This is a genomic window from Oerskovia sp. 140933, from assembly GCF_059651515.1.
Genome location: NZ_JAMXIO010000016.1, coordinates 59654 through 82853, shown reverse-complemented (window position 1 = coordinate 82853; position 23200 = coordinate 59654). Strand labels below are relative to the sequence as shown.

The following is a 23200-nucleotide window of genomic DNA, read 5'->3' as shown; positions in this document are numbered from 1 at the left end:
CGTCACCCTGCACCACCCCGGGAGGCCGGGTCCGCCGCGCGGGCCCGGCCTCCCGGCCGTCCGTGCGCGTCGCGGGACCCGGCGGGCGCTTGGCACACTATTCTGGGCGAAGCCCTGCGCCCGGCCCGACGGCGTCACGCGCCGCCGGTCGTGCGCCCCCGCGTCGCGCCGGGCGCACCCGAAGCGACCGGCGAGCCGTCCACGACGGGCCCCGGTGCCCCGTCCACTCTGGAAAGATGGGGACCATGACTACCGAGAACGACCCCATCGCCCAGGACGCCACCCGGGACATCGCCGACGTCGCGGCCGTCGAGGTCATCACCTCCGCCGCCGTCCACCTCATGAGCGCCGCCGCCGTCAAGTGCGGCCTCGCCGAGGACGCCGTCGAGAAGGAGCACCTCGACCTCGACGAGGCACGCAAGCTCATCAACGCCCTCGCCGCGCTCGTCACGGCCTCGGCCCCCGACATCGGCAACCAGCACGCCCGCTCGCTGCGCGACGGCCTGCGCTCGCTCCAGCTCGCCTTCCGCGAGGCCTCGGTCTACCCCGACCCCCTGGGCGAGGGCCCGGGCGAGAAGTACACGGGCGCGGTCAGTTGAGCACCCCGTCGGGCGGGCTGCCGGTTCCTCCCCCGCCGTCCAGCGCGCACGGGGGCGACGGCGTCGTGCCCCCGCCCGGCGGAGACCCCGGCCCGGTGCCGAGCCGACCTCCCACGCCCGGCCCCACCACCCCGCAGACCTCTGCACCCCAGGCCCAGGCCTACCAGACCGCCGCGGCCCTGCCCGGCACCGGGACGGCCGGGCCCACCGCGGGGCCCCGCCGGCCCGGGCGGGGCAGGACCGTGGCGATCGTGCTGCTCTCCGCGCTGCTCCTGGCGGCCCTGGCGCTCGCCGCCTACCTCCTGACGACGACCCGGAGCTGGCAGGACCGCAGCGCCGAGTGGGAGTCCGTGTCCCGCGAGCTCGGCGAGCAGGTCGCCCAGCTCGGCGCCGACCTCGACGGCGCGAACGCCGAGCTCGAGTCCGCCCGCTCCCAGCTCACGACCGCCCAGGACCGCATCACCGCGCTCGCCAACGAGAAGGCCCAGCTCGGCGACGAGAACGTGGCCTCGCAGCAGTACCTCGACTACCAGGCCCGCATCTCCGAGGCCGCCGGCGCCGTCGCCGCAGCCCTGGGCCAGTGCACCACCGCGCAGGACGAGCTCATCGGGTACCTGAACAACCGTGACGCGTACAACCCCGACGACCTGGCCCGCTTCGCGACCCAGGTCGACGACCTCTGCAAGGTCGCGACGGACGCCAACACCGACCTGCAGCAGGAGCTCGCCCAGTGAGGCGGGCGCGGCCCGCGACGCGCGGCCGTCGGGCCCTCGGGGTGACGCTCACCGCAGCCCTCGCCGCGTCCCTCGCGGCCGGCTGCGGGGCGCTGCCCGAGCTCCCCGGCCCCATGCCCACCTCGGTCGTGCCGAGCTTCGCGGCACAGGTCGAGCCCCTGGGGTCGGAGAACCTCTCCCCCGACGGGTTCGACGCCGTCAAGCGCATGGCCGTCCGCATCCGCAACGTGGGGTGCTCGTCGCTGTCGACCGGGTCGGGCTTCGCGCTCGACGACCGCACGCTGATCACCAACAAGCACGTCGTCGAGGGCTCGAAGTCGCTCCAGGTCCTCACGTACGACGGGCGCGACATCCAGGTCGAGACGGCGAGCGCCGCAGGGCTCGCGGACCTCGCGATCGTGCGCACGAGCGACGACCTCCCCTCGGCCCCGACGCTCGCCGCCGCAGACCCCGCCCAGGGCGACACCGTGACGGTCGTCGGCTACCCCGAGGGCGGCCAGCTCACCGTGACGCAGGGCAAGGTCGTGGGGACCGCCACGGACCCGCTGCACGAGAACCTCGGTCAGGTCCTCGTGACCGACGCGCAGGTCGAGCCCGGCAGCTCGGGGTCGGCCGCGCTCAACGAGGCCGGCGAGGTGATCGGGGTGGTCTACGCGAAGTCGACCGACGCGTCACTCCTCGTACCGGTCTCGACGCTGCGCTCGATGCTCGACGACGCGTCAGCCTTCGCGACCCTGCCGCCCTGCTCGTAGGCTGCGAGGCATGAGCAGCGACAGCAGCAAGAACGCGGCGGGGCGACCGGACCCCTCCTTCATCGTGCGCGCGGCGAGCGACGCCTTCTCGGTGCGCAAGGTGTTCGGTGAGCCGTACGAGCGCGACGGGACACTCCTGATCCCCGTGGCGAAGGTCTGGGGCGGCACCGGGACGGGGTACGGGTACGGCGTCGGGTCGCCCGACGGGGCGCCGGACCCCGCCTCCGGCACCGAGCACGGCACGGGCGACGGACCCGGCGAGGGTGCAGGCGGTGGCGGTGGCTTCGGGGTCCGGGTCCGCCCGGTCGGCGTGTACGCCGTGGGCCCCGACGGCACGCGGTGGCACCCGGCACTCGACCTCAACAAGGTCATCCTGGGTGGCCAGGTCGTGGCCATGGTGCTGGCCGTGGTCGGCGGGTGGGTCCTGGGCCGCCGACGCCGCTGACCTCGTCGGCGCGGCAGGGGCGGCCCGGGCGGGGCGGCCGCGACGACCGGACCTGTCGGACCGGGTGGTGCGGCGCCGTCGGGCCCTGTGCGGGGACCTCAGCGCCGACGGCGCCGCGACCGCAGGTCAGTCTGCGCGCCCGATGCGCAGCTCGAGCGAGTCGACCCGCTCCGAGACGACGTCACTGCCCGCGAGGGCCGCGTTGACCCGGGCGAGGACCGCGTCGAGCCCCCGCCGGTCGAGCCCCGAGTCGATCGAGAGCACGACCGCGACCTCCGCGCTGCGGCCCGTCTCGGCGCGCACGGCCGCGACGTGCTCGATCCCCTGGACCGCGCCGGTGATCGCGGCGGCGACGTCGGGCACGACCGTGCCGTCCATCACCGCGGGGGCCCAGTCCTTGCCCTGCGCGAGCGCCCACACCGCGGGCCGCGGCACGAGGACCGTGACCGGTCCGGCGGGGTCGAGGACCAGGAGCGACCAGTCCTCGCTCACGGCCGACAACGCCGCCCGCGGGGCGTCCACGGGGACCTGGCGCGCGTCGGGCCGCCAGGCGGCCATGCTCGCGACGCTCGAGAACACCGGGAGCGCCCGACGTCCGTCCGGGGCCTCGAGCGCGACGACGCCGGCCGAGGCCTCCTTGTCGACCTTCTGGCCGTGCTCCCCCACGCCCGACTTCTCGAGCTCGGCCAGGACGGGGATGAGCAGGCGCGTGCGCGCGAGCTGCGCGACCACCTCGGTCAGGCTCGCGGCACCGGCCGCGAAGTCGGCGAGGACCCCGACCAGCGCGGGGTCGGCCGACCCGTCGTCGTCGGCGAAGCCTGACGACGGAGGCAGGGCCTTGCCCGCCCCGTCCGACGGGGCCGGGGCACCGGACGCCGGATCGGTGGGCCCCTTCGAGAACGGCGACGCCCCGTGGGGGGTGCCGTGGGAGTGGCCGGCGTGCGGGTCGGACGTCGCCGAGGTCACGGACGGCCTGCCACGTCGAGGGCCTGGGGCAGCGTGAAGGCCCCCGCGTACAGGGCCTTGCCGACGATGGCCCCCTCGATGCCCTCGCCCACGAGCGCGCGCAGCGCCTCGAGGTCCGCGAGGCTCGAGATGCCGCCCGACGCGACGACCGGTGCGTCGGTGCGGGCCGCGACCTCACGGAGCAGGTCGATGTTGGGGCCGCGCAGCGTCCCGTCCTTGGTCACGTCGGTCACGACGTAGCGCGAGCAGCCGGCCGCGTCGAGACGCTCGAGGACCTCCCACAGGTCCCCTCCCTCCTGCGTCCAGCCGCGCGCCGCGAGGGTCGTGCCGCGCACGTCGAGCCCGACGGCGATCGCGTCGCCGTGCTCGGCGATGACCTTGGCCGTCCACTCGGGGTTCTCGAGGGCGGCGGTGCCGAGGTTGACGCGCGAGCACCCGGTCGCGAGCGCACGGGCCAGGGACTCGTCGTCCCGGATGCCGCCCGAGAGCTCGACCTGGACGTCGAGTCGCGCGACGACGTCGGCCAGGAGCTCGGCGTTCGAGCCGCGACCGAAGGCCGCGTCGAGGTCCACCAGGTGCACCCACTCGGCGCCCCCGGCCTGCCAGTCGAGGGCCGCCGACAGCGGGTCGCCGTACGAGGTCTCCGAGCCGGCCTCCCCCTGGACGAGGCGCACCGCCTGCCCGTCGGCGACGTCGACGGCGGGCAGCAGGACGAGACGATCGGTCATGAGGAGGTCCTTCCGAGGGATTCACGAGGCTGGGGGCGGGGTCCGCGCGGTGCGGGCGCCCGTGACACGGTGGTGCGGCGGGCGGGGACGGAGCCCTGCCCACGGGTTCAGAGCGAGCGGACCCAGTTCTCCAGGAGGCGGGCACCGGCGTCGCCGGACTTCTCCGGGTGGAACTGCGTCGCGGAGAGCGGGCCGTTCTCGACGGCTGCGACGAACCGGCCGCCGTGCTCGGACCACGTCACGAGCGGGGCGCGGAACGCCGGACCGACCGGCTCGTCGACCCCGAGCGGGAAGCGGCGGGCCGCGTAGGAGTGCACGAAGTAGAAGCGTTCGTCGGCGATCCCGTCGAACAGCACCGAGCCGTCGGGCACGTCGACCGTGTCCCAGCCCATGTGCGGGACCACGGGCGCCTCGAGGCGGTCGACGATCCCGGGCCACTCACCGAGCCCCTCCGTGAGGGTGCCGTGCTCGTCCCCCTCGTCGAACATGACCTGCATGCCGACGCAGATCCCCAGCACCGGGCGCCCGCCCGCGAGGCGGCGCTCGACGATCTGGTCGCCGCGCACGGCCTTGAGGCCGGCCATGACCGCGGCGAACGCCCCGACGCCGGGGACGACCAGGCCATCGGCCTCCGACGCGCGCGCACGGTCCGCGGTGAGCTCGACCCGGGCACCCACGCGCTCGAGGGCGCGGACCGCCGAGCGGACGTTGCCGAAACCGTAGTCGAGGACGACGACCGAGGGCCCCTCGCTCACTTCTTGCGCGCCTTGCGAGCCGAGGCCGTGAGCAGTCGCATGGCCTTCCAGCGCGAGATCCCCGAGCTGGGCACGACGCCCGCGAGGTCCGCGACGGTCGTCTGCCCCGTCACGAGGTCCTCGAGCTCCTCGGGGGCACCGCCCAGCACGAGGCCGGGGGCGAGCACGTCGCCCTCGACCCCGCCCTCCCAGCGGACCGCGGTGATCTGCTCGCCGCGACGCGTGAGGAGGATGAGGGGGACGCCCTTGACGAGGGTCGAGATCGCGGCCGCGGCACGCTGGGGGGCGTCGCCCGACCGGTCCCGCAGGACGGCGAGCGCACCGATGCCGGTGGGCACGGCGTCGACCTCGACCTGCGCGATCGAGCACGCCGCGGCGAGGGGCTCGGCGCCCGCGATCTGGGTCACGAGGACCGCGACCTCGGGGTCGGAGGAAGGAGTGAGGAGGCTCGAGATGTCGTCCGGGATCTCCAGGTCCAGCTCGGGCTCGTTCGGGTTCTGCGGGGTGGTCATGTCGTCCGTCTCGGTCGTCCGCGGGTCGTGGTCGCGGGGTTCGGGGGCCGTGGCCGGCTCGTGGCCGCCCTCGGTCCCGTCGGGCTGTGCAGGGAGCGTGGGCTCGGGGCTCACAGGGCGCCCTTGGTCGAGGGGATGCCGTCGACCCGGGCGTCGGGGGCCACCGCGAAGCGCAGGGCGCGCGCGAGGGCCTTGAACTGCGCCTCCACGATGTGGTGCGGGTCGCGGCCCGAGAGCACGCGCACGTGGATGCAGATCGCCGCGTGGTGCGCGATCGACTCGAGCACGTGGCGCGTGAGCGACCCCGTGAAGTGCCCACCGATCAGGTGGTACTCCTGCCCTGCGGGCTCACCCTCGTGCACCAGGTACGGGCGGCCCGACACGTCCACGACCGCGAGCGCGAGCGCCTCGTCGAGCGGGACCATGGCGTCGCCGAAGCGCGAGATCCCCGCCTTGTCGCCCAGCGCGATCCTGAGCGCCTCGCCGATGGTGATCGCGACGTCCTCGACCGTGTGGTGCGCGTCGATGTGCGTGTCGCCCGTGGCCCGGACCGTGAGGTCGATGAGCGAGTGCTTGCCGAGGGCCGTCAGCATGTGGTCGTAGAACGGGACGGTCGTCGAGATGTCCGTCTTCCCGGTCCCGTCGAGGTCCAGCTCGACGAGCACGCTCGACTCCGACGTCGCGCGCTCGATGCGCGCGGTGCGCTTCACAGTCCTGCCACCTCCACCAGGGCGTCCTTGAACGCCGTCATCTCCTGCGGGGTGCCGATCGACACCCGCAGCCATCCGTCGGGACCAGTCTCCCGGATGAGGACGCCCCGATCCAACAGGCCCTGCCAGACCGCGTGCCGGTCCGGGAAGGTGCCGAACAGGACGAAGTTCGCGTCGGAGTCCGCGACCTGCAGGGGCTCGCCCCCCAGGGCCGCCGGACGCTGGGCCCGCAGCCACGCGACCGTGGCGTCGCGCTCGGCGCGCAGGGCGTCGACCTGGGCCAGGAGGGACGCCGAGTGCTTGAGGGCCGCGCGCGCGACGGCCTGGGTCGCGGCGGACAGGTGGTACGGCAGCCGGACCACCCGCAGCGCGTCGACGAGCGTGGTCGACGCGGCGAGGTAGCCCACGCGCGCCCCGGCCAGCGCGAACGCCTTGGACATGGTGCGCGAGACCGCGAGGTTCGGGTAGCGCTCGAGCAGCTCGAGCGCCGAGGGGACGCCCGCGCGGCGGAACTCGCCGTACGCCTCGTCGACCACGACGACGGCCGACGTGCCGGGCTCGGCGCCGCGGGGCGTGACCGCGAGCGCGGCCTCGCACACGGCCTCGACGACGTCGCGCGTGAGGGCCGTGCCGGTCGGGTTGTTCGGGCTGGCCAGGAGGATCACGGACGGGGCGTGCTCGGCGATCGCCGCGCGGGCCGCGTCCGGGTCAAGCGTGAAGTCCGTCTCGCGCCGGCCGGTGACCCAGGCGGTCGAGGTGTCTCGCGCGTACTCGGGGTACATCGAGTAGGTGGGAGCGAAGGACAGGGCCGTGCGCCCCGGTCCGCCGAACGCCTGGAGCAGGTGCAGCATGACCTCGTTGGAGCCGTTCGCGGCCCAGACCTGCTCGGGGGCCACGCGCACGCCCGACTCGCCCGCGAGGTAGTCGGCCAGGTCCTGGCGCAACCCCGGGAAGTCGCGGTCCGGGTAGCGGTTGAGGGTCGCGGCCGCGGCCGCGACGTCCGCGGCGATGGTCGCGACGACCTCGGGAGAGGGCGCGTAGGGGTTCTCGTTGACGTTGAGCAGCACGGGCACGTCGAGCTGCGGCGCCCCGTACGGCTCGATCCCCGCGTGCTCGGCCCGCACCGGCAGGTGCACCTCCGGCGCGGCGTGCGCGCGGGGCTGCGAGAAGGAGGCACCCGCCTGGGGTGCGCCGTCCGGGGACTCGAGGAGTGGAGTGGTCACCAGGACAGTCTACGAACCGTGCGTGGACGAGGGGTGAACGTCCGGCAGGCGGGCGGTGCGCCCGGGCCGGGCAGGCTGGTCGGTCCGGTCGGTCCGGTCGGTCCGGTCATGTTCCCGGTTGCGCGGTTCAGGCGGTGACGACGTCGCTGCCGCTGACCGTGACGGCCAGGCGCGGCAGCGGGGTGGGCGCCGGCCCGGCGAGCACGTCCCCGGTCGACAGGTCGAAGCGGGACCCGTGGCACGGGCAGTCGAGCTCGCCGTCCCCGGGGGCGACCGTGCACCCCTGGTGCGTGCAGATCGCGCTGAACGCCTCGAAGGTCCCCTCCTCGGGCTGGGTCACGAGGTAGGGCGCGCCGTCCACCTGGACCGAGACCGCTCCCCCGACGGGCACGTCGCCCGTGGGCGTGACGACCGTGCCCGACGGCGCCGCGCTCGTCGCGCTCGACCCTCCGGTCCCGCCCGGGGTCCCCGCGCCCCCGCCGCCGCCCGAGCACGCGGCGACCACCAGGGCCCCCGCTCCGGCACCGGCGGACACGAGGAGCGAGCGGCGTGAGAGAGGCTGGGCCGCGCGGCGGGCGAGCTGCTCGGTCGCGGGTTCGGGGGGCGACGCCGGGCCGGGCTCCGCGGGCGGGCGAGGGGTGGCCCGCGTGGTCGAGGTCTCCATGGTCACCCTTCGCCGTGCGTCCGGGGTCGATCGGTCCTTCAATTGAAGCACCGGGACCGACGCGACGCGCGAGCGCGGGGGCTCGGTCCGGCGCCCGCCGCGCGCGACCTCCGGGACCCTTCGCCCTCCCGCGCCCGACCGCTCGGAGCCCCCCATGGACGCGTCCGGACCTCCTCCCACCGCCGGGTCGACGCCCGGCCGCTCTCCGGCGTCGGGCACCCCTCCCACCCCGCCCCCGCTGCCGCGCGGGGCGTGGCTGCTGCGCGGCGTGACCGCCGCGGGGCTCCTGCTCTCGGCCGACGTGCACCTGTTCCTGTACGTCCAGGGCTACCGGGACATCGAGGTCGTGGGGCCGCTGTTCCTGCTCAACGCGGTCGCGGGCTTCGCGCTCGGGCTGCTCGTCCTGGTGTGGCGCCACTGGCTGCCGCTGCTGGGGGCGGTCGGGTTCTCCGTCGCGACGCTGGGGGCCTTCTACCTCTCGACCACGGTCGGCTTCTTCGCGGTCGAGGAGACGCTCGGCGGGGTCCAGCAGGTCACGGCTGCGGTGAGCGAGTGGGTCGCGCTCGTCGGGGCGCTGCTCGCGCTCGTGGTCGAGCGACGCAGGTCGTCCGGGCGCTCGCGAAAGGGCGCCTGACCTGCACCCGGAATGCTTGTGATAGTTTTCACAAAGCCTTCTCTCTTTCCGCCCCGTCCCCACCGAGCCCTCCGACGCAGTCTCGGCTACGGTCGAAGAGCCGGACATCCTCGGACGCGCCGCGCGTCCCGTCGGCCCGTCGACCACGGGGCGACCCACCCCGGTGTCCGCTCCTGGAGGAGAGTCATGAGCACCATGAAGGCAGCCGTCGTCCACACGTTCGCCCAGCCGCTCACGATCGACGACGTCGAGGTCCCCACCCCCGGACCGCTCGAGGCGCTGGTCAAGGTCGACTACACGGGCGTGTGCCACACCGACCTGCACGCCGCCCACGGCGACTGGCCCGTCAAGCCCTCCCCGCCGTTCGTCCCGGGCCACGAGGGCGTCGGGACCGTCGTCGCCGTCGGCGACCAGGTCACGCGCGTCAAGGTCGGCGACAAGGTCGGCAACGCCTGGCTGTGGAGCGCGTGCGGCGAGTGCGAGTACTGCGAGACGGGCTGGGAGACCCTCTGCCCGCACCAGAAGAACGGCGGCTACTCGGTCGACGGCTCGTTCGGCCAGTACATGCTCGTCGACTCCCGCTACGCACCGATCATCCCGGACGGCGTCGAGGACTCGGCCGTCGGCCCCATCCTGTGCGCGGGCGTCACGGTCTACAAGGGCCTCAAGATGACCGACACCAAGCCTGGCGAGTGGGTCCTGATCTCCGGCATCGGCGGCCTGGGGCACATCGCCGTCCAGTACGCCGTCGCGATGGGCCGTCGCGTCGCGGCCGTGGACGTCGACGACGAGAAGCTCGCCCTGGCCCGCAAGCACGGTGCCGAGGTCACGGTCAACGCCGCCACCTCGGCCGACGCCGCGGCGGAGATCCAGGAGAAGACCGGGGGCGGCGTGCACGGCGCCCTCGTGACCGCGGTCAACGCCCACGCGTTCCCCCAGGCCGTCGGCGCGCTGCGCCGCGGCGGAACGGTCTCGCTCGTGGGCCTGCCCCCCGAGAAGTTCCCGCTCGACATCTTCACGACCGTCCTGTTCGGCCTCACGGTCCGCGGCTCGATCGTCGGGACCCGCAAGGACATGGCCGAGGCCCTGGACTTCTTCGCGCGCGGCAAGGTCACCCCGACCTACACCGTGCGGCCGCTGAGCGACATCAACGACATCTTCAGCGAGATGGAGCAGGGCAAGATCGACGGGCGCGTCGTCATGGACATGCACTCCTGACCGGCCCCCGAGCGGCCCGTGGCCGACCCCGAGGCCCGGTGCGAGCGACGGACTCCCGTCGGACGCACCGGGCCCGGCCTGTGCACGACCACGCGCTGTCCCACCCAGCGCCTACGATCGCTGGGTGACCTCGTTCCCTCGTGACCAGCGCGACCCGTACGCCGACCTCCCGCCCGACTTCGCGTCGGAGCCCCCCGCCGACCTGTACGACGAGCCCCCGGTCCCCGACGACGCGGGCCCCCGCACCCGGGCCGGGGCAGGGCGTGCACCGGCCCCCACCGCGCCGTCCCCGGCGGCGACGGGCGCCGCTCCCCCGCCGGACGCCGCGCCCGACGCCGCCGCGGCCGCCGACGCCGCCCGCCTCGCCAAGGTCGCCATGCTGCGCGGTCTGCTCGAGGGCAAGGACCTGCGCGAGGAGGCCGAGACCGCGCTGCGCAGGCTCGTCGGACGCGAGGACGCCGCGCTGCGCGACGACCAGTGGCTCGCGATCGAGGCCCTGGTCGCGTTCCGGCGCAGGGCGCTCGTGGTCCAGCGCACGGGGTGGGGCAAGTCGGCCGTGTACTTCGTCGCGACCTCGCTGCTGCGCTCGCGGGGCGCGGGCCCCACGGTCATCGTCTCGCCGCTCCTGGCCCTGATGCGCGACCAGATCTCCGCCGCCGCCCGCGCCGGGATCCGCGCCGTGACGATCAACTCCTCGAACATGACCGAGTGGGACGAGGTGCACGCAGCGATCGCCGCCGGCGAGGTCGACGTGCTGCTGTGCTCGCCCGAGCGGCTCAACAACCCCGGTTTCCGCGACGAGGTCCTGCCCCGCCTCGCGGCCGACGCGGGCCTCGTCGTGATCGACGAGGCGCACTGCATCTCCGACTGGGGACACGACTTCCGGCCCGACTACCGCCGCATCCGCACCCTGCTCGCGGACCTGCCCCCGGGCATCCCCGTGCTCGCCACGACCGCGACCGCGAACGAGCGCGTGACCGCGGACGTCGCGGAGCAGCTCGGTGTCACGGGCGCGGCGGTCGCCGCCGCGGCAGGCGGCGCGGCGGCCGCGGGGAGCCCGGGCGGCCCGCGCGAGGACGTGCTGGTGCTGCGCGGCGGTCTCGACCGCGAGTCGCTCCACCTGGCCGTCCTGAACCTGCCGGACCAGCCGAGCCGCATCGCGTGGCTCGCCGAGACCCTCCAGGACGTCGACGGCTCGGGGATCGTCTACTGCCTCACGGTCTCGGCCGCCGAGCAGGTCGCGAGCCAGCTCCGCGCGACGGGCCTCGCGGTGGCCGCCTACACGGGCCAGACCGACACGACCGAGCGCGAGCAGCTCGAGGCGGACCTCAAGGAGAACCGCGTCAAGGCCCTCGTCGCGACCTCGGCGCTGGGCATGGGCTTCGACAAGCCGGACCTCGCGTTCGTCGTGCACCTGGGCGCGCCGTCCTCGCCCATCGCGTACTACCAGCAGGTCGGGCGCGCGGGTCGTGGCGTCGACAGCGCGGTCGTGGTCCTGCTGCCGGGCGAGGAGGACCGCCGCATCTGGGAGTACTTCGGTTCGCTCGCGTTCCCCGCCGAGCGCCAGGTCCGCGAGACGCTCGCGGCCCTCGAGGCCGGGGGCGGCACGCAGTCGGTCGCCGCCCTCGAGACGCAGGTCGACCTCAAGCGCTCGCGCCTGGAGACCATGCTCAAGGTCCTCGACGTCGACGGCGCGGTGCGCCGCGTCAAGGGAGGCTGGATCTCGACCGGCGAGCCCTGGGAGTACGACGCCGACCGCTACGCGCGCGTCGAGCAGACCCGGCTCGCCGAGCAGAAGGCCATGCTCGACTACGAGGCGACGACGGGCTGCCGCATGGCGTTCCTGCGTGCGACGCTCGACGACCCCGAGCTCGAGCCCGGCTGGAGGTGCGGGCGCTGCGACCGGTGCGGCGGCGTGGACCTGCCCGCGGCCCCGGACGCCGAGGCCGTGTCCGCAGCCCGCGCGGACATGGACCGCCCGGGCGTCGAGGTCGTGGCCCGGCGCCAGTGGCCCACGGGCCTCGACCGCATGGGCCTCGACCTCAAGGGGCGCCTGTCCCCCGAGGAGCTCGCGTCCCCGGGACGCGCCGTCGCCCGCCTCGACGGGCTCGGCTGGTCAGGTCCGCTCCGCGAGCTCTTCGCGCCCGGCGTGCCCGACGGCGAGACACCTGTCGCGCTGCGCCGCGCGGCCGCGCGCGTGCTCGACGAGTGGGACGCGCTGTACGCGACGGCTCCCGCCGACGGCGAGGCCGACGGAGCCTCGCCCGCGGTGGAGGAGGGCACGGAGGCGGCACCCGAGCGACGGCTGCTGCTCGACGGCGTGGTGTCGGTCCGGTCCGCGACACGCCCCCACCTGGTCCAGCACCTGGCCGGTGGGCTCGCCCGCTACCTCGACCGCCCCTTCGTCGGGTCGGTCGGCCCCGTGCCCGGTCGGGAGCAGCCCGGCCGTCACGACGTGAACTCCGCCATGCGCCTGGCCGGGGTCGTCGAACGCCTGCAGCTCGAGCTGTCCGGCCCCGCCCAGGCAGGGCTCGCGGGACGGCGGATCCTCCTGGTCGACGACTACACCGACTCGGGCTGGACCCTGACGGTCGCCGCACGACTGCTGCGCCAGGCAGGTGCGGCCGCGGTCCACCCGTTCGTGCTCGGGGTGCGCTGACCCGGTCCACGACGCACGAGAGCGGGGCGGGACCGGGGACTCATCCCTGGTCCCGCCCCGCTCGTGCAGTCAGCGCGGCCTGCCTGCTACTGGAAGCGTGCCCTGATCGCCTCGCCGTGCGCGGGCAGGTCCTCGTCGTTGGCGACGGCCACGATCCGGTCCGCCAGCTCCTCGAGGGCGTCGGCCGTGTACTCGACGACCTGGACCGCGCGCAGGAAGCTGTGCACCCCCAGGCCGCTCGAGTAGTGGGCGCAGCCACCGGTCGGCAGGACGTGGTTGGACCCTGCCATGTAGTCGCCCAGCGGGACGGGCGAGTACGGGCCGACGAAGATCGCACCCGCGCTCTGGACCCGCTCGGCGAGCGCGGCGGCGTCGGCGGTCTGGATCTCGAGGTGCTCGGCGCCGTAGGCGTCCACGACGTCGAGCCCCTGCTCCAGGTCGTCGACCACGATGATCGCGGACTGCGGCCCGGACAGCGCCTGGGCCACGCGGGCCGCGTGCTTGGTCTCCGGCACCAGGTCGATCAGTCGGGCGTCGACCCTGGCCGCGAGCTCGACCGACGGCGTCACGAGGACCGCCGCGGCGTCCGGCGTGTGCTCGCCCTGGCTGATGAGGTCGAGCGCGACGTGCGTGGGGTCGGCGTCGCCGTCCGCGAGGATCGCGATCTCCGTGGGGCCGGCCTCGGAGTCGATCCCGACGACGCCCCGCACGAGCCGCTTGGCCGCGGCGACGTAGATGTTCCCCGGCCCCGTGATGACGTCCACGGGCTCGCACAGGTAGTCGCCGTCCTGCGGCTCGCTGCCCGCGGCCCCGTACGCGAACATGGCGATCGCCTGGGCGCCCCCGACCGCGTAGACCTCCTCGACGCCCAGCAGCGCGCACGCCGCGAGGATCGTGGGGTGCGGCAGGCCGTCGTTCTCGCGCTGCGGCGGCGAGGCCACCGCAAGCTCGCGCACCCCGGCCTCCTGCGCCGCGACGACGCTCATGATGACCGAGGACGGGTAGACCGCGATCCCGCCGGGCACGTACAGCCCCACGCGGCGGACCGGGATCCAGCGCTGTCGGACCTGTGCCCCGGGGCCCAGGTCGACCGCGAACGGCTGCGGGCGCTGGGCCGCGTGCACGGTCCGCACCCGGCGGATCGCCTCCTCGAGCCCCTCGCGCACGAGCGGGTCGAGCGACTCGAGCGCGGCGGTGAGGTGCTCGGCCGGGACCCGCAGGTGGACCGGACGGACGCCGTCGAACCGCTCGGAGAGGTCCCGCAGCGCCGAGGCGCCGTGCAGACGGACGTCGTGCAGGATCGGGGCGACCTTCTCCGCGGCGTCCTCGACGCCGATCTCCGGACGCGGCAGGATCTCCGTGAGCTCACGGGGAGACAGGGAACGACCACGCAGGTCGATGCGATTGATCACCGCCCCATCGTAGGCCGCACCCCGTGCAGGACTCCACGCGATTCAACAGGTGGTCGGTTCTCCGGCACGTGCCGGACGCGAGAGAATGGCCTCATGACCACGACACCCACGGTGGAGATCACCGACGACGTCATCCGCCTCGGCCAGTTCCTCAAGCTCGCGAGCCTCGTCGAGTCCGGCGCGCACGCCCGCGACCTCATCTCCGAGGGAGAGGTCAAGGTCAACGGCGAGGTCGACACCCGTCGCGGCCGCCAGCTCCACAAGGGCGACGTCGTGACGGTCGACGTCCCGACCGGGCAGATCGGTGCGGTCGTCGGCTGAGGCCCCCCGCACGGGCGGGTCCGCGCACCCGCGCGACGCGCCCGTGCGACCGGCGCGTCAGAACGCCATGTAGCTCGAGCTCATGACCTTGTCGGCGACGATCCGCAGGACCACGCGGCGCGGGTTGACACGCGGCTCCTTGTAGCGCTTGGTGTAGCGGCGCACGGCCTCGGCGACCTCGTCGGGGTCGCGGGAGACCGAGACGGTGCCCTCGAGCGTGATCCACCGCCCGCCCTCGACCTGGCAGACCGCCGCGCGCGGGTGCTCACCGGCGGGCGTGAGGCGCCCGGCGTTGAGCGCCTTGACCGACGTGTCGTTCGTGGTGATGCGCACGACCCCGGCCTCGGGGTCCCACGTGAAGCCCACCGGGACGACGTGCGGGCTGCCGTCCTCACGGAGGGTCGTCAGGGTCGCCAGGTGGCGCTCGGTCACGAACACGCGCTGCTCAGGGGTCAGGTGGATCACGTCGGCGAGTCTACGTCGGACCCGTGCCGACGAGGCTCGGCCCAGGACGGACCGGCCCGCGAGGACCGGGCCGTCCGGTGCCGAGCGTCCGGTCAGACCGTGAGGCAGGACGGACCGAGCAGCGCCTTGAGATCCCCGTACAGCGCGGGGCTCTTCGTCACCCGCAACGTGTCCTCGAGCCGCATGACCTTGGTCCGGCCGGGGCTCGTGAGCTTGAGGTGGACCTCGGTCACGCCCGGGTGCGTCGAGAGGATCTCGCGCAGCTTCTCGACCACGGGCTGGGTGCAGCGCGACTCGGGCAGGCTCACGAGCACGGGTGTGTCGGCGACCGCCGAGATGTCGGGGAGCGAGACCTCCATGGCCTGGAGCTGCATGGTCTCGTCACGGCGCCGCACGCGGCCGCGGAGCACCACGACCTGGTCCTCGGCGAGGATCGTCGAGTACGCCAGGTAGGTCTCGCCGAAGAACATGACCTCGACACCGCCCTCGAGGTCCTCGATCGTGACCGCCGCCCACGGGTTGCCGTTCTTGCTCATCTTGCGCTGGAGCGAGGTGATGAGCCCGGCGATCACGACGGTCGACCCGTCCGGGCGGGCCTCGTCGGCCATGAGCGCCGCGATCGAGGTGTCGGCCGCCCGCGTCAGGACGTGCTCGAGCCCCGACAGCGGGTGGTCGGACACGTACAGGCCCAGCATCTCGCGCTCGAACGCGAGGCGCTGCTTCTTGTCCCAGTCCGGGATGTCCGGCACGTCGACGCTGAAGGACATCGCGGGGTCCTCGCCCCCCAGGTCCGCGAAGAGGTCGAACTGGCCCTTGGCCTCCTCGCGCTTGACGCTGATGACCGAGTCCACGGCCTGCTCGTGGACCACGAGCAGCGCGCGTCGCGCGTGGTCGAGCGAGTCGAACGCCCCTGCCTTGATGAGCGACTCGATGGTGCGCTTGTTGCAGACCACCGCGGGCACCTTGTCGAGGAAGTCGGTGAAGGACGCGAACGTCCCCTTCTCCTCGCGCGTCGCGACGATCGCGTCCACGACGTTGGCGCCCACGTTGCGCACCGCGGTCAGGCCGAAGCGGATGTCCTTGCCGACGGCCGTGAAGTTGGCCGACGACGAGTTGACGTCCGGCGGGAGCACCGTGATGCCCATGCGACGGCACTCGTTGAGGTAGAGCGCCGACTTGTCCTTGTCGTCGCGCACGCTCGTGAGCAGCGCGGCCATGTACTCGGTCGGGTAGTTGGCCTTGAGGTACGCGGTCCAGTAGGAGACCACCCCGTACGCCGCGGAGTGCGCCTTGTTGAACGCGTAGTCGGAGAACGGCAGCAGGATGTCCCACAGCGTCTTGACCGCGGCCATGGAGAAGCCGCGCTCCTTCATGCCGTTCGAGAAGCCCTCGAACTGCTTGTCCAGCTCGGACTTCTTCTTCTTGCCCATCGCGCGGCGCAGGATGTCGGCCTGGCCGAGGGAGTACCCGGCGACCTTCTGCGCGATGGCCATGACCTGCTCCTGGTACACGATCAGGCCGTAGGTCGTGCCGAGGATCTCCGCGAGCGGCTCCTCGAGCTCGGGGTGGATGGGCGTGACCTCCTGCATCCCGTTCTTGCGCAGCGCGTAGTTGGTGTGCGAGTTGGCGCCCATGGGGCCCGGGCGGTACAGCGCGCCCACGGCCGAGATGTCCTCGAAGTTGTCGGGGCGCATGAGCTTGAGCAGGGTCCGCATGCCGCCGCCGTCGAGCTGGAACACGCCCAGGGTGTCGCCGCGGCCCAGGAGCTCGTACGTCTTGGGGTCGTCGAGCGTCAGGGTCTCGAGGACGACCGGGTCCTTGCCGTTCATCACGATGTTCTCGAGCGCGTCGTCGAGGATCGTGAGGTTGCGCAGGCCCAGGAAGTCCATCTTGATCAGGCCGAGGCCCTCGCAGGTGGGGTAGTCGAACTGCGTGATGACCGCGCCGTCCTGGAGGCGGCGCATGATCGGGATGATGTCGATGAGCGGCTCGCTCGACATGATGACGCCGGCCGCGTGCACGCCCCACTGGCGCTTCAGGCCCTCGATGCCCTTGGCGAGCTCGACGACGCGCTGCGCGTCGGGGTCCGCGGCGTGGATCTGCCGGAACTCGTCGGCCTCGTTGTACCGCTTGTCGTCGGGGTTGAAGATGCCCGTGAGGGAGATGTCCTTGCCCATGATCGCGGGCGGCATGGCCTTGGTGAGCTTCTCGCCCATCGCGAACGGGAAGCCCAGGAGGCGCGAGGAGTCCTTGAGCGCCTGCTTGGCCTTGATGGTGCCGTACGTCACGATCTGGGCGACGCGGTCCTCGCCGTACTTCTCGGTGACGTACCGGATGACCTCACCGCGACGACGCTCGTCGAAGTCGACGTCGAAGTCGGGCATGGACACGCGGTCCGGGTTGAGGAAGCGCTCGAAGATCAGGCCGTGCTGCAGCGGGTCGAGGTCCGTGATGCGCATGGCGTAGGCCGCCATGGAGCCCGCTCCGGAACCACGGCCCGGGCCCACGCGGATGCCGTTGTCCTTGGCCCAGTTGATGAAGTCGGCGACCACGAGGAAGTACCCCGGGAAGCCCATCTGGACGATGACCTGGGTCTCGTACTCGGCCTGCTTGCGCACGGCGTCCGAGATGCCGTCGGGGTAGCGGTAGTGCAGGCCCTTCTCGACCTCCTTGATGAACCAGGAGGTCTCGTCCTCGCCCGGGGGGCAGGGGTAGTTGGGCATGTAGTTGGCGGACGTGTCGAAGCTGACCTCGCACTGCTCGGCGATGAGCAGCGTGTTGTCGCAGGCCTCGGGCAGCTCTTTCCAGATGTGCCGCATCTCGGCGGCGGACTTCACGTAGTAGCCGTCGCCGTCGAACTTGAAGCGGTCGGGGTCCGCGAGCGTGGAGCCGGAGTTGATGCACAGCAGCGCCTCCTGGGAGTGGCTGTCCTCCTTCTTCACGTAGTGCAGGTCGTTGGTCGCGACCAGGGGGGCGCCGATCGTCTCCGAGAGCCGCAGCAGGTCCTTGATGACCCGGCGTTCGATGTCGAGACCGTGGTCCATGAGCTCGACGTAGAAGTTCTCCTTGCCGAACACGTCCTGGAGCTCGCCGGCGGCCTGCACGGCCGCGTCCCACTGGCCGAGCCGCAGCTTGGTCTGGATCTCGCCCGACGGGCAGCCCGAGGACGCGATCATGCCCTTGCCGTAGCGCTCGAGCAGGTCGCGGTCCATGCGCGGCCACTTGCCCATCTGACCGTCGAGCGACGCGAGCGAGCTGGCCCGGAAGAGGTTGTGCAGGCCCTCGTTGTTGCGGGCCCACATCGTCAGGTGCGTGTACGCACCGCGGGCCGAGACGTCGTCGGACTCCTGGCCCTTCTCGCCGAACCGCACGCGCGTCTGGTCGAACCGGCTGGTGCCGGGCGTGACGTACGCCTCGACGCCGATGATGGGCTTGATGCCGGCCTGGGTCGCCTTGGACCAGAAGTCGAAGGCCCCGAAGATGTAGCCGTGGTCCGTGGTCGCGATGGCCTTCTGCCCCAGGCGCGCGGTCTCCTCGAAGAGGTCTCCGAGCCGCGCGGCACCGTCCAGCATCGAGTACTCGGTGTGGACGTGCAGGTGGACGAAGTCGTCGGACTTCTGGGTGCTTCCGGGGGCGACGGCAGACGGCATGCGTCGAGTCTAGATCGAGCCACCGACCCTCCCGGCGTGTCGGCTCTTGGTACCGGCGTGGGACTCGTCTCACGCGGACCGACGGCGCCGCTCCCCCTCGACGCGGACCTCGCCCGCGCGTCGCCAAGGGGTGGCTGCGCCCCGCTCAGTCGTCCGTGGTGAGCGTCCTGGCGGCGTCCCGGTGGTCGATGCCCGCGTCCGGGTACACGGGCCCGTACACCTCGTAGCCCAGGCGCTCGTAGAAGCCCGTGGCCTGGGTCTGCGCGCTGAGCTCGATCCGGACCGCGCCCGCCGCGGCGTGCTCGGCGACCGCGATCTCCTCGAGCGCACGCATCACGGCGGCTCCCGCGCCGCTCCCCCGCGCGTCGCGGGCCACCGCGACGCGTCCGACGTGCACCTCGCCCGGGTGGGCCGGGTCGGTCAGCAGCCGTCCCGTGCCCACGGCGCGTCCCGCGTCGTCCCGCACCAGGACGTGCGTGGTGCTGGGCGCGAAGTCGGCGTCGTCGATCTCCTCCGCGAGCGGCACCTGCTGCTCGTCCACGAAGACCTCGAGGCGCAGCGCGTGCGCCTCCGTGAGCTGCTCGGGCGTGGTGACCCGCTCGGTCGTCAGCACGTGCGTTCCTTCCGTCGGGCGGCACGGGCGGCGCGCCCGCCGCCGTCCCGCAGGTCCTCGACCGGCCGACCGGTCCTCAGGAGTACGCCCCGCGCACGACCTCGAGCGCGCGCGCCAGGTCCTCGGGGTACTCGCTCGTGACCTGCGTCCACTGCCCCGTCGCCGGGTGCTCGAACCCGAGCTGCACCGCGTGCAGCCACTGGCGAGTCAGCCCGACCTTCTTGGCCAGCACGGGATCCGCCCCGTACGTGAGGTCGCCCACGCACGGGTGGCGAAGGGCCGAGAAGTGCACCCGGATCTGGTGCGTGCGCCCGGTCTCGAGGTGGACCTCGACGAGCGAGGCCGCGGGGAGCATCTCGAGGACCTCGTAGTGGGTCACCGACGGCTTGCCCTCGGCCGTCACCGCGAACTTGTAGTCGGCCGAGGGGTGACGCCCGATGGGCGCGTCGATCGTGCCCGTCGTCGGCTCGGGGTGCCCCTGGACGAGCGCGTGGTAGACCTTCTCGACCGTGCGCTCCTTGAAGGCGCGCTTGAGCACCGAGTACGCGAGCTCGCTCTTGGCGACGACCATGAGACCCGAGGTCCCGACGTCGAGCCTGTGCACGATGCCCTGGCGCTCGGCCGCCCCGGACGTGGAGATGCGGTACCCCGCCGCGATCAGGGCGCCGACGACCGTCGGTCCCGTCCAGCCCGGCGAGGGGTGCGCCGCGACTCCGACGGGCTTGTCGATCACCACGACGTCGTCGTCGTCGTACACGATCTTCATGCCCGGTACGGGCTCGGCGACGATCTGCGGGGTCGACGCCTCGGGCTCGTCGGGGATCTCGACCTCGAGCCACGCCCCGGCGACCAGACGGTCGGACTTGCCGACCTCGCGCCCGTCGACGCGCACGCCACCGGCGGCCGCGACCTCCGCGGCCCGCGTGCGGGACAGGCCGAGCAGCCGCGCGAGCGCGGCGTCGACGCGCTCGCCCGCCAGGCCGTCGGGCACGGGCAGAGAACGGACCTGGCCCATCAGGACTCCGTCCCGGTGGGCGGTGCGGTCGGGCTGGTCGTGCCGGGACCCTTCGGGTCCGGGTCGCCCGGTGCGACGTCAGGCGTCGCGTCCGACGGCGCGGCCTCCACCACGTCCTTGTCCGTGTCCGCGTGCCGCTGACCGTCGATGCCGATCCCCAGGATCGACAGGATCGCGATCATGACGGCCGCCGCGACGATCGCGATGTCCGCGACGTTGCCCACGAAGAAGCCCGCGTAGTCGATGAAGTCGACCACGTGGCCCTGACCGAAGCTCGGCTCCTTGAAGAGCCGGTCGATGAGGTTGCCGATCGCGCCGCCCAGGAGCAGGCCGAGCGCGACGGCCCAGCCGCGCGAGCCGATCCTGCGCGTGATCCGCAGGATGACCACGACGACACCGACCACGATGATGGTCAGCAGCCACGTGAACCCGGACCCGATCGAGAGGGCGGCCCCGTCGTTGTACAGCAGGCGCAGCTGGAGCAGCGTGCCGAGCACGGGTACGGGCGCCTGGTCGGCGAGGGTGGCCTCGGCCCAGTACTTGGAGGCCTGGTCGACCAGGATCACGAGGAGCGTGAGCCCGGCGACCCACGCCAGGAGGTGGCGACGGGGCGCGCCGGCGGACGGCGCGGCCGAGGAGGCCGCGGATCCCGTGCCTGCCCCGTCCGAGCGGTCGGCGGGCACGGGTGGCTGTGGCGAAGGTGTAGTGGACATCGGCCGCAAGTCTGCCATGCCCGGTCGCGCGGGAACGATCTCGCTCGGTCCCGCCCGACGCGGACGGCCGCCGTCCCCGTGGGGACGGCGGCCGTCGCGTGCTGCCGGTACGCCAGGTCAGCGGCGCTCCTCGCGCTGCTTCGCCTCGACCGAGAGGTTCGCCCGCGGGTAGGCCTGCAGGCGCGCCTTGCCGATCGGGAGACCCGTGGCCTCGCACGTCGCGTAGGTGCCGGCGGCGATGCGGTCGAGCGCGTGCTTGGTCTGCTCGAGCAGGTCACGCATGTTGTTGACGAGCGTGAGCTCCTGCTCGCGCTCGAGCGCGCTGGAACCGGAGTCGGCCTGGTCGTCGCCCGCTCCGTCACCCGAGTTGCGCAGCAGCTCGGAGAGCTCCTGGTCCGCCTCGGTGAGCTCGCGCTCGAGGCGCTCGCGCTCCTCCAGCAGGGTCGCTGCCTGCTCCTCCGCCTCCTTGAGCGTCCACGGCTCCTCGCCGTCACGCACGGGGAAGGACTTGACGTCGCGAGCTAGGTTCGGGAACTGCTGTCGTACGACCGCGCGCGTCGCGGTGCTGAGCTTGGTCATGTCGCCCCTCCGGTTCGAGTTGCGGTGAGAGTAGACGCCGCCCGCCGGTACGCACAACGCACCACGCCGGACGGGCCGGAGTGGTGCGTCGCGACGGACCGACGGACGGCGGACCCTGTGGCCCGCACGCCTGGTGGTCGTCTGCCAGGTGGCAGGTGGACTAGATACCCGTGCTCAGGTCGCTCGAGCGACCGGCGCCGGCGCTGCTGCGAGGGGGAAGCGCGCTCCCCCGGTTGTCGAGGTCCCCCATGAGGTTCTGCAGGTAGCTCTTGAGACGCGTGCGGTAGTCCCGCTCGAAGAGACGGAGCTCGTCGATCTTGCGCTCGAGGAGCGAACGCTCCTGCTCGAGCTGCGAGAGCGTGCGGTGCGAGGTCTCCTCGGCCTCCTGCACGATCCGGGTGCCCTCCTCCTTCGCTTCCGCGATGAGGCGGTCGCCCTCCTGCTGGCCCGAGCGCACGTAGTCGTCGTGCAGCTTCTGCGCGAGCTGGAGCATGCCCGTGGCGGACTCCGGCTCGGCGTTCAGCTTGCCGGTGACCGCGGCCGAGATCGGCGCGACGGGAGCGGGCTCCGGGGTGGCGGGCACGTCGACCACGGCAGGCTTGGACGGCGCCGAGGCGTCGGCCCGGCTGAGCTCGGCGACACGTCGCTCCGCTGCGGCCAGCTTGGTCTTGAGGTCGTCGTTCTCCTCCTGCACGGAGTTGAGCGTCCTCACCACCTCGTCCAGGAAGTCATCGACCTCTTCGACGTCGTATCCCTCGCGGAACTTCGTCGCGGAGAACTTCTTGTTCAGGATGTCCTCTGCTGTCAGCAGTGCCATCGTCTCACCTCAATGCGTTTGCGCCGTCAGACCGGGCGATCTCGAGATCGCCACGGTCCAAAGTAGCGGAGTTTGTCAGCGGAAGCGGACTCCGACCGGGGCCCCAGCGGGGAGCACCGGCGACGAGCACGCCGTGTTGTCGGGTTTCTACCTGTTTATCGAGCCGAAGATCTGTGCAGCGAACGAGACTGCGAGAAAGAGCACGATGAAGCCGAGGTCGATCCGCACCTGACCGAGGGTCAGAGGCGGGATCACCTTGCGCAGTGCGCGCAGCGGCGGGTCGGTCAGGGTGTAGATGGTCTCCGCGAGCACGAGCATCACGCCCCGCGGGCGCCAGTCGCGTGCGAAGACCTGCACCCAGTCGAAGACCACGCGGCCGATGAGCACGATCAGGTAGAGACCGAGGACGAATGCCAGCAGATCGAAGACGAAATTCACAGGGTCAACTGTGCCAGAGTCCGCGGTCAGCTCTGGTTGAAGAAGCCGGCCCGGTTCACAGGAGGCTCGGGTGCCTGCTCCTCACCGGTGATCTCGACGTGCTCGGGCGAGAGCAGGAAGACCTTGTTGGTCACCCGCTCGATGGCGCCGTGCAGGCCGAAGATGAGCCCGGCGGAGAAGTCGACCAGGCGCTTGGCGTCCGCGTCGTCCATGTCGGAGAGGTTCATGATGACCGGCGTGCCGCCGCGGAAGGCCTCCCCGATGACGCGCGCGTCGTTGTAGGAGCGCGGGTGCACGGTCGTGATCCGGCGGAGCTCGGCTGCTGACATGCTGGTCTGGGGTACCTCTCGTGGGGCGACCGTCCTGTGCAACGGGGTCACCTGAGCCTGGTAGTCGGTCGGCACGTCGGCCCCCAAGTCGTCGTACTCGTCGATGAACTCTTCCTGCTCGCCCTCGCCTCGATCATCAGCGAGGCCCAGGTAAAGCATGGTCTTGCGAAGTGCTCCGGCCATCGCCCTCTCTCCGTCCTCATGTCGACTGCTGGTTCCGTGCTTTGCACGCTAACCCAGCCCCGGACA

Annotated in this window: 25 protein-coding genes; 8 read left to right on the top strand and 17 right to left on the bottom strand. The window is 72.7% G+C overall.

Going from position 1 to position 23200, the window contains the following annotated elements; genetic code table 11:
• Nucleotides 1-245 precede the first annotated feature (245 nt).
• The 4 genes from NHG27_RS10475 to NHG27_RS10460 all read left to right on the top strand — a co-directional run bounded on the left by NHG27_RS10475 (nt 246) and on the right by NHG27_RS10460 (nt 2530).
• Nucleotides 246-599 (top strand): DUF1844 domain-containing protein, encoded by a 354-nt coding sequence (locus tag NHG27_RS10475; RefSeq protein WP_227747953.1) that lies wholly within the window; start codon nt 246-248, stop codon nt 597-599.
• 95 nt (nt 600-694) lie between these two features.
• Entirely contained in the window at nt 695-1333 is a 639-nt protein-coding gene (locus NHG27_RS10470; RefSeq protein ID WP_497016255.1) for a hypothetical protein, read from the top strand.
• Entirely contained in the window at nt 1330-2085 is a 756-nt protein-coding gene (locus tag NHG27_RS10465; protein ID WP_193718288.1) for a S1C family serine protease, read from the top strand. Before NHG27_RS10470 ends, NHG27_RS10465 begins: the two co-directional genes overlap by 4 nt.
• Before the next feature lie 10 nt (nt 2086-2095).
• On the top strand, nt 2096-2530 hold the full coding sequence (locus NHG27_RS10460) for a spore germination protein GerW family protein (protein WP_497016254.1): 435 nt from the start codon (nt 2096-2098) through the stop codon (nt 2528-2530).
• Between the two features lie 126 nt (nt 2531-2656).
• Here the strand turns inward: NHG27_RS10460 and NHG27_RS10455 are convergent, their stop codons facing one another.
• From NHG27_RS10455 to NHG27_RS10425, 7 genes are all read right to left on the bottom strand, one after another.
• A complete protein-coding gene (locus tag NHG27_RS10455; RefSeq protein ID WP_497016253.1) occupies nt 2657-3496 on the bottom strand; it encodes an SseB family protein in 840 nt (279 codons plus the stop codon).
• The gene (gene priA, locus NHG27_RS10450; protein WP_193718286.1) at nt 3493-4224 is read right to left on the bottom strand and encodes a bifunctional 1-(5-phosphoribosyl)-5-((5-phosphoribosylamino)methylideneamino)imidazole-4-carboxamide isomerase/phosphoribosylanthranilate isomerase PriA; all 732 of its coding nucleotides are present in this window, start codon (nt 4222-4224) and stop codon (nt 3493-3495) included. The genes NHG27_RS10455 and priA overlap by 4 nt, the downstream gene beginning before the upstream one ends.
• A 107-nt stretch (nt 4225-4331) precedes the next feature.
• The gene (hisH, locus tag NHG27_RS10445; protein ID WP_193718285.1) at nt 4332-4979 is read right to left on the bottom strand and encodes an imidazole glycerol phosphate synthase subunit HisH; all 648 of its coding nucleotides are present in this window, start codon (nt 4977-4979) and stop codon (nt 4332-4334) included.
• Complete coding sequence (locus tag NHG27_RS10440) at nt 4976-5605, bottom strand: hypothetical protein (protein ID WP_321575198.1); 630 nt, start codon at nt 5603-5605, stop codon at nt 4976-4978. Before NHG27_RS10440 ends, hisH begins: the two co-directional genes overlap by 4 nt.
• Nucleotides 5602-6201 (bottom strand): imidazoleglycerol-phosphate dehydratase HisB, encoded by a 600-nt coding sequence (gene hisB / locus NHG27_RS10435; protein WP_193718284.1) that lies wholly within the window; start codon nt 6199-6201, stop codon nt 5602-5604. The genes NHG27_RS10440 and hisB overlap by 4 nt, the downstream gene beginning before the upstream one ends.
• Nucleotides 6198-7337 carry a histidinol-phosphate transaminase gene (locus NHG27_RS10430; protein WP_193718352.1) on the bottom strand — a complete coding sequence of 380 codons (1140 nt, stop codon included), beginning with the start codon at nt 7335-7337 and terminating at the stop codon, nt 6198-6200. Before NHG27_RS10430 ends, hisB begins: the two co-directional genes overlap by 4 nt.
• A 214-nt stretch (nt 7338-7551) precedes the next feature.
• The gene (locus NHG27_RS10425) at nt 7552-8088 is read right to left on the bottom strand and encodes a Rieske (2Fe-2S) protein (protein WP_497016252.1); all 537 of its coding nucleotides are present in this window, start codon (nt 8086-8088) and stop codon (nt 7552-7554) included.
• A gap of 154 nt (nt 8089-8242) precedes the next feature.
• On the opposite strand from NHG27_RS10425, the gene NHG27_RS10420 reads away from it, so the two are divergent.
• The 3 genes from NHG27_RS10420 (at nt 8243) to NHG27_RS10410 (ending at nt 12599) form a co-directional block, all read left to right on the top strand.
• Nucleotides 8243-8722, top strand: coding sequence for a hypothetical protein (locus NHG27_RS10420; RefSeq protein ID WP_227747952.1), 480 nt, complete (start codon nt 8243-8245; stop codon nt 8720-8722).
• A 186-nt stretch (nt 8723-8908) separates the two neighbouring features.
• A complete protein-coding gene (adhP, locus tag NHG27_RS10415; RefSeq protein ID WP_193718282.1) occupies nt 8909-9940 on the top strand; it encodes an alcohol dehydrogenase AdhP in 1032 nt (343 codons plus the stop codon).
• A gap of 376 nt (nt 9941-10316) precedes the next feature.
• The gene (locus NHG27_RS10410; RefSeq protein WP_497016262.1) at nt 10317-12599 is read left to right on the top strand and encodes a DEAD/DEAH box helicase; all 2283 of its coding nucleotides are present in this window, start codon (nt 10317-10319) and stop codon (nt 12597-12599) included.
• Nucleotides 12600-12685: 86 nt separating this feature from the next.
• Here NHG27_RS10410 and hisD read toward each other — a convergent pair whose 3' ends face one another.
• Nucleotides 12686-14011, bottom strand: a complete 1326-nt coding sequence (gene hisD / locus NHG27_RS10405; protein WP_497016251.1) for a histidinol dehydrogenase — start codon at nt 14009-14011, stop codon at nt 12686-12688.
• A gap of 93 nt (nt 14012-14104) precedes the next feature.
• Here hisD and NHG27_RS10400 point away from each other — a divergent pair, with 93 nt between their 5' ends.
• Nucleotides 14105-14332 carry an RNA-binding S4 domain-containing protein gene (locus tag NHG27_RS10400; protein WP_193718280.1) on the top strand — a complete coding sequence of 76 codons (228 nt, stop codon included), beginning with the start codon at nt 14105-14107 and terminating at the stop codon, nt 14330-14332.
• A gap of 57 nt (nt 14333-14389) precedes the next feature.
• Here NHG27_RS10400 and NHG27_RS10395 read toward each other — a convergent pair whose 3' ends face one another.
• The 9 genes from NHG27_RS10395 to NHG27_RS10355 all read right to left on the bottom strand — a co-directional run bounded on the left by NHG27_RS10395 (nt 14390) and on the right by NHG27_RS10355 (nt 23134).
• Complete coding sequence (locus tag NHG27_RS10395; protein ID WP_193718279.1) at nt 14390-14797, bottom strand: pyridoxamine 5'-phosphate oxidase family protein; 408 nt, start codon at nt 14795-14797, stop codon at nt 14390-14392.
• Between the two features lie 92 nt (nt 14798-14889).
• The gene (gene dnaE, locus NHG27_RS10390; protein WP_497016250.1) at nt 14890-18447 is read right to left on the bottom strand and encodes a DNA polymerase III subunit alpha; all 3558 of its coding nucleotides are present in this window, start codon (nt 18445-18447) and stop codon (nt 14890-14892) included.
• Nucleotides 18448-18592: 145 nt separating this feature from the next.
• Nucleotides 18593-19060, bottom strand: a complete 468-nt coding sequence (locus NHG27_RS10385) for a GNAT family N-acetyltransferase (RefSeq protein ID WP_497016249.1) — start codon at nt 19058-19060, stop codon at nt 18593-18595.
• 76 nt (nt 19061-19136) lie between these two features.
• Nucleotides 19137-20075, bottom strand: coding sequence for an RluA family pseudouridine synthase (locus NHG27_RS10380; protein ID WP_193718276.1), 939 nt, complete (start codon nt 20073-20075; stop codon nt 19137-19139).
• Nucleotides 20075-20788: a signal peptidase II gene (locus NHG27_RS10375; RefSeq protein WP_497016248.1), complete on the bottom strand. Its 714-nt coding sequence runs from the start codon at nt 20786-20788 to the stop codon at nt 20075-20077. Before NHG27_RS10375 ends, NHG27_RS10380 begins: the two co-directional genes overlap by 1 nt.
• 117 nt (nt 20789-20905) lie before the next feature.
• Nucleotides 20906-21367 carry a TraR/DksA family transcriptional regulator gene (locus NHG27_RS10370; RefSeq protein WP_138824718.1) on the bottom strand — a complete coding sequence of 154 codons (462 nt, stop codon included), beginning with the start codon at nt 21365-21367 and terminating at the stop codon, nt 20906-20908.
• A gap of 160 nt (nt 21368-21527) precedes the next feature.
• Entirely contained in the window at nt 21528-22184 is a 657-nt protein-coding gene (locus tag NHG27_RS10365) for a DivIVA domain-containing protein (RefSeq protein WP_193718274.1), read from the bottom strand.
• 147 nt (nt 22185-22331) lie between these two features.
• Nucleotides 22332-22622, bottom strand: a complete 291-nt coding sequence (locus tag NHG27_RS10360; RefSeq protein WP_497016247.1) for a YggT family protein — start codon at nt 22620-22622, stop codon at nt 22332-22334.
• A 26-nt stretch (nt 22623-22648) separates the two neighbouring features.
• Nucleotides 22649-23134, bottom strand: coding sequence for a cell division protein SepF (locus tag NHG27_RS10355; RefSeq protein WP_193718272.1), 486 nt, complete (start codon nt 23132-23134; stop codon nt 22649-22651).
• Nucleotides 23135-23200: the final 66 nt, after the last annotated feature.

Bases quoted from the DNA above. Each gene is read 5' to 3' on its own strand.
- NHG27_RS10475 (WP_227747953.1), top strand. From the start codon at position 246: ATGACTACCGAGAACGACCCCATCGCCCAGGACGCCACCCGGGACATC.
- NHG27_RS10460 (WP_497016254.1), top strand. From the start codon at position 2,096: ATGAGCAGCGACAGCAGCAAGAACGCGGCGGGGCGACCGGACCCCTCC.
- priA (WP_193718286.1), bottom strand. From the start codon at position 4,224: ATGACCGATCGTCTCGTCCTGCTGCCCGCCGTCGACGTCGCCGACGGG.
- NHG27_RS10425 (WP_497016252.1), bottom strand. From the start codon at position 8,088: ATGGAGACCTCGACCACGCGGGCCACCCCTCGCCCGCCCGCGGAGCCC.
- NHG27_RS10420 (WP_227747952.1), top strand. From the start codon at position 8,243: ATGGACGCGTCCGGACCTCCTCCCACCGCCGGGTCGACGCCCGGCCGC.
- adhP (WP_193718282.1), top strand. From the start codon at position 8,909: ATGAGCACCATGAAGGCAGCCGTCGTCCACACGTTCGCCCAGCCGCTC.
- NHG27_RS10410 (WP_497016262.1), top strand. From the start codon at position 10,317: ATGCTGCGCGGTCTGCTCGAGGGCAAGGACCTGCGCGAGGAGGCCGAG.
- NHG27_RS10400 (WP_193718280.1), top strand. From the start codon at position 14,105: ATGACCACGACACCCACGGTGGAGATCACCGACGACGTCATCCGCCTC.
- dnaE (WP_497016250.1), bottom strand. From the start codon at position 18,447: ATGCCGTCTGCCGTCGCCCCCGGAAGCACCCAGAAGTCCGACGACTTC.
- NHG27_RS10380 (WP_193718276.1), bottom strand. From the start codon at position 20,075: ATGGGCCAGGTCCGTTCTCTGCCCGTGCCCGACGGCCTGGCGGGCGAG.
- NHG27_RS10375 (WP_497016248.1), bottom strand. From the start codon at position 20,788: ATGTCCACTACACCTTCGCCACAGCCACCCGTGCCCGCCGACCGCTCG.
- NHG27_RS10370 (WP_138824718.1), bottom strand. From the start codon at position 21,367: ATGACCAAGCTCAGCACCGCGACGCGCGCGGTCGTACGACAGCAGTTC.
- NHG27_RS10365 (WP_193718274.1), bottom strand. From the start codon at position 22,184: ATGGCACTGCTGACAGCAGAGGACATCCTGAACAAGAAGTTCTCCGCG.
- NHG27_RS10355 (WP_193718272.1), bottom strand. From the start codon at position 23,134: ATGGCCGGAGCACTTCGCAAGACCATGCTTTACCTGGGCCTCGCTGAT.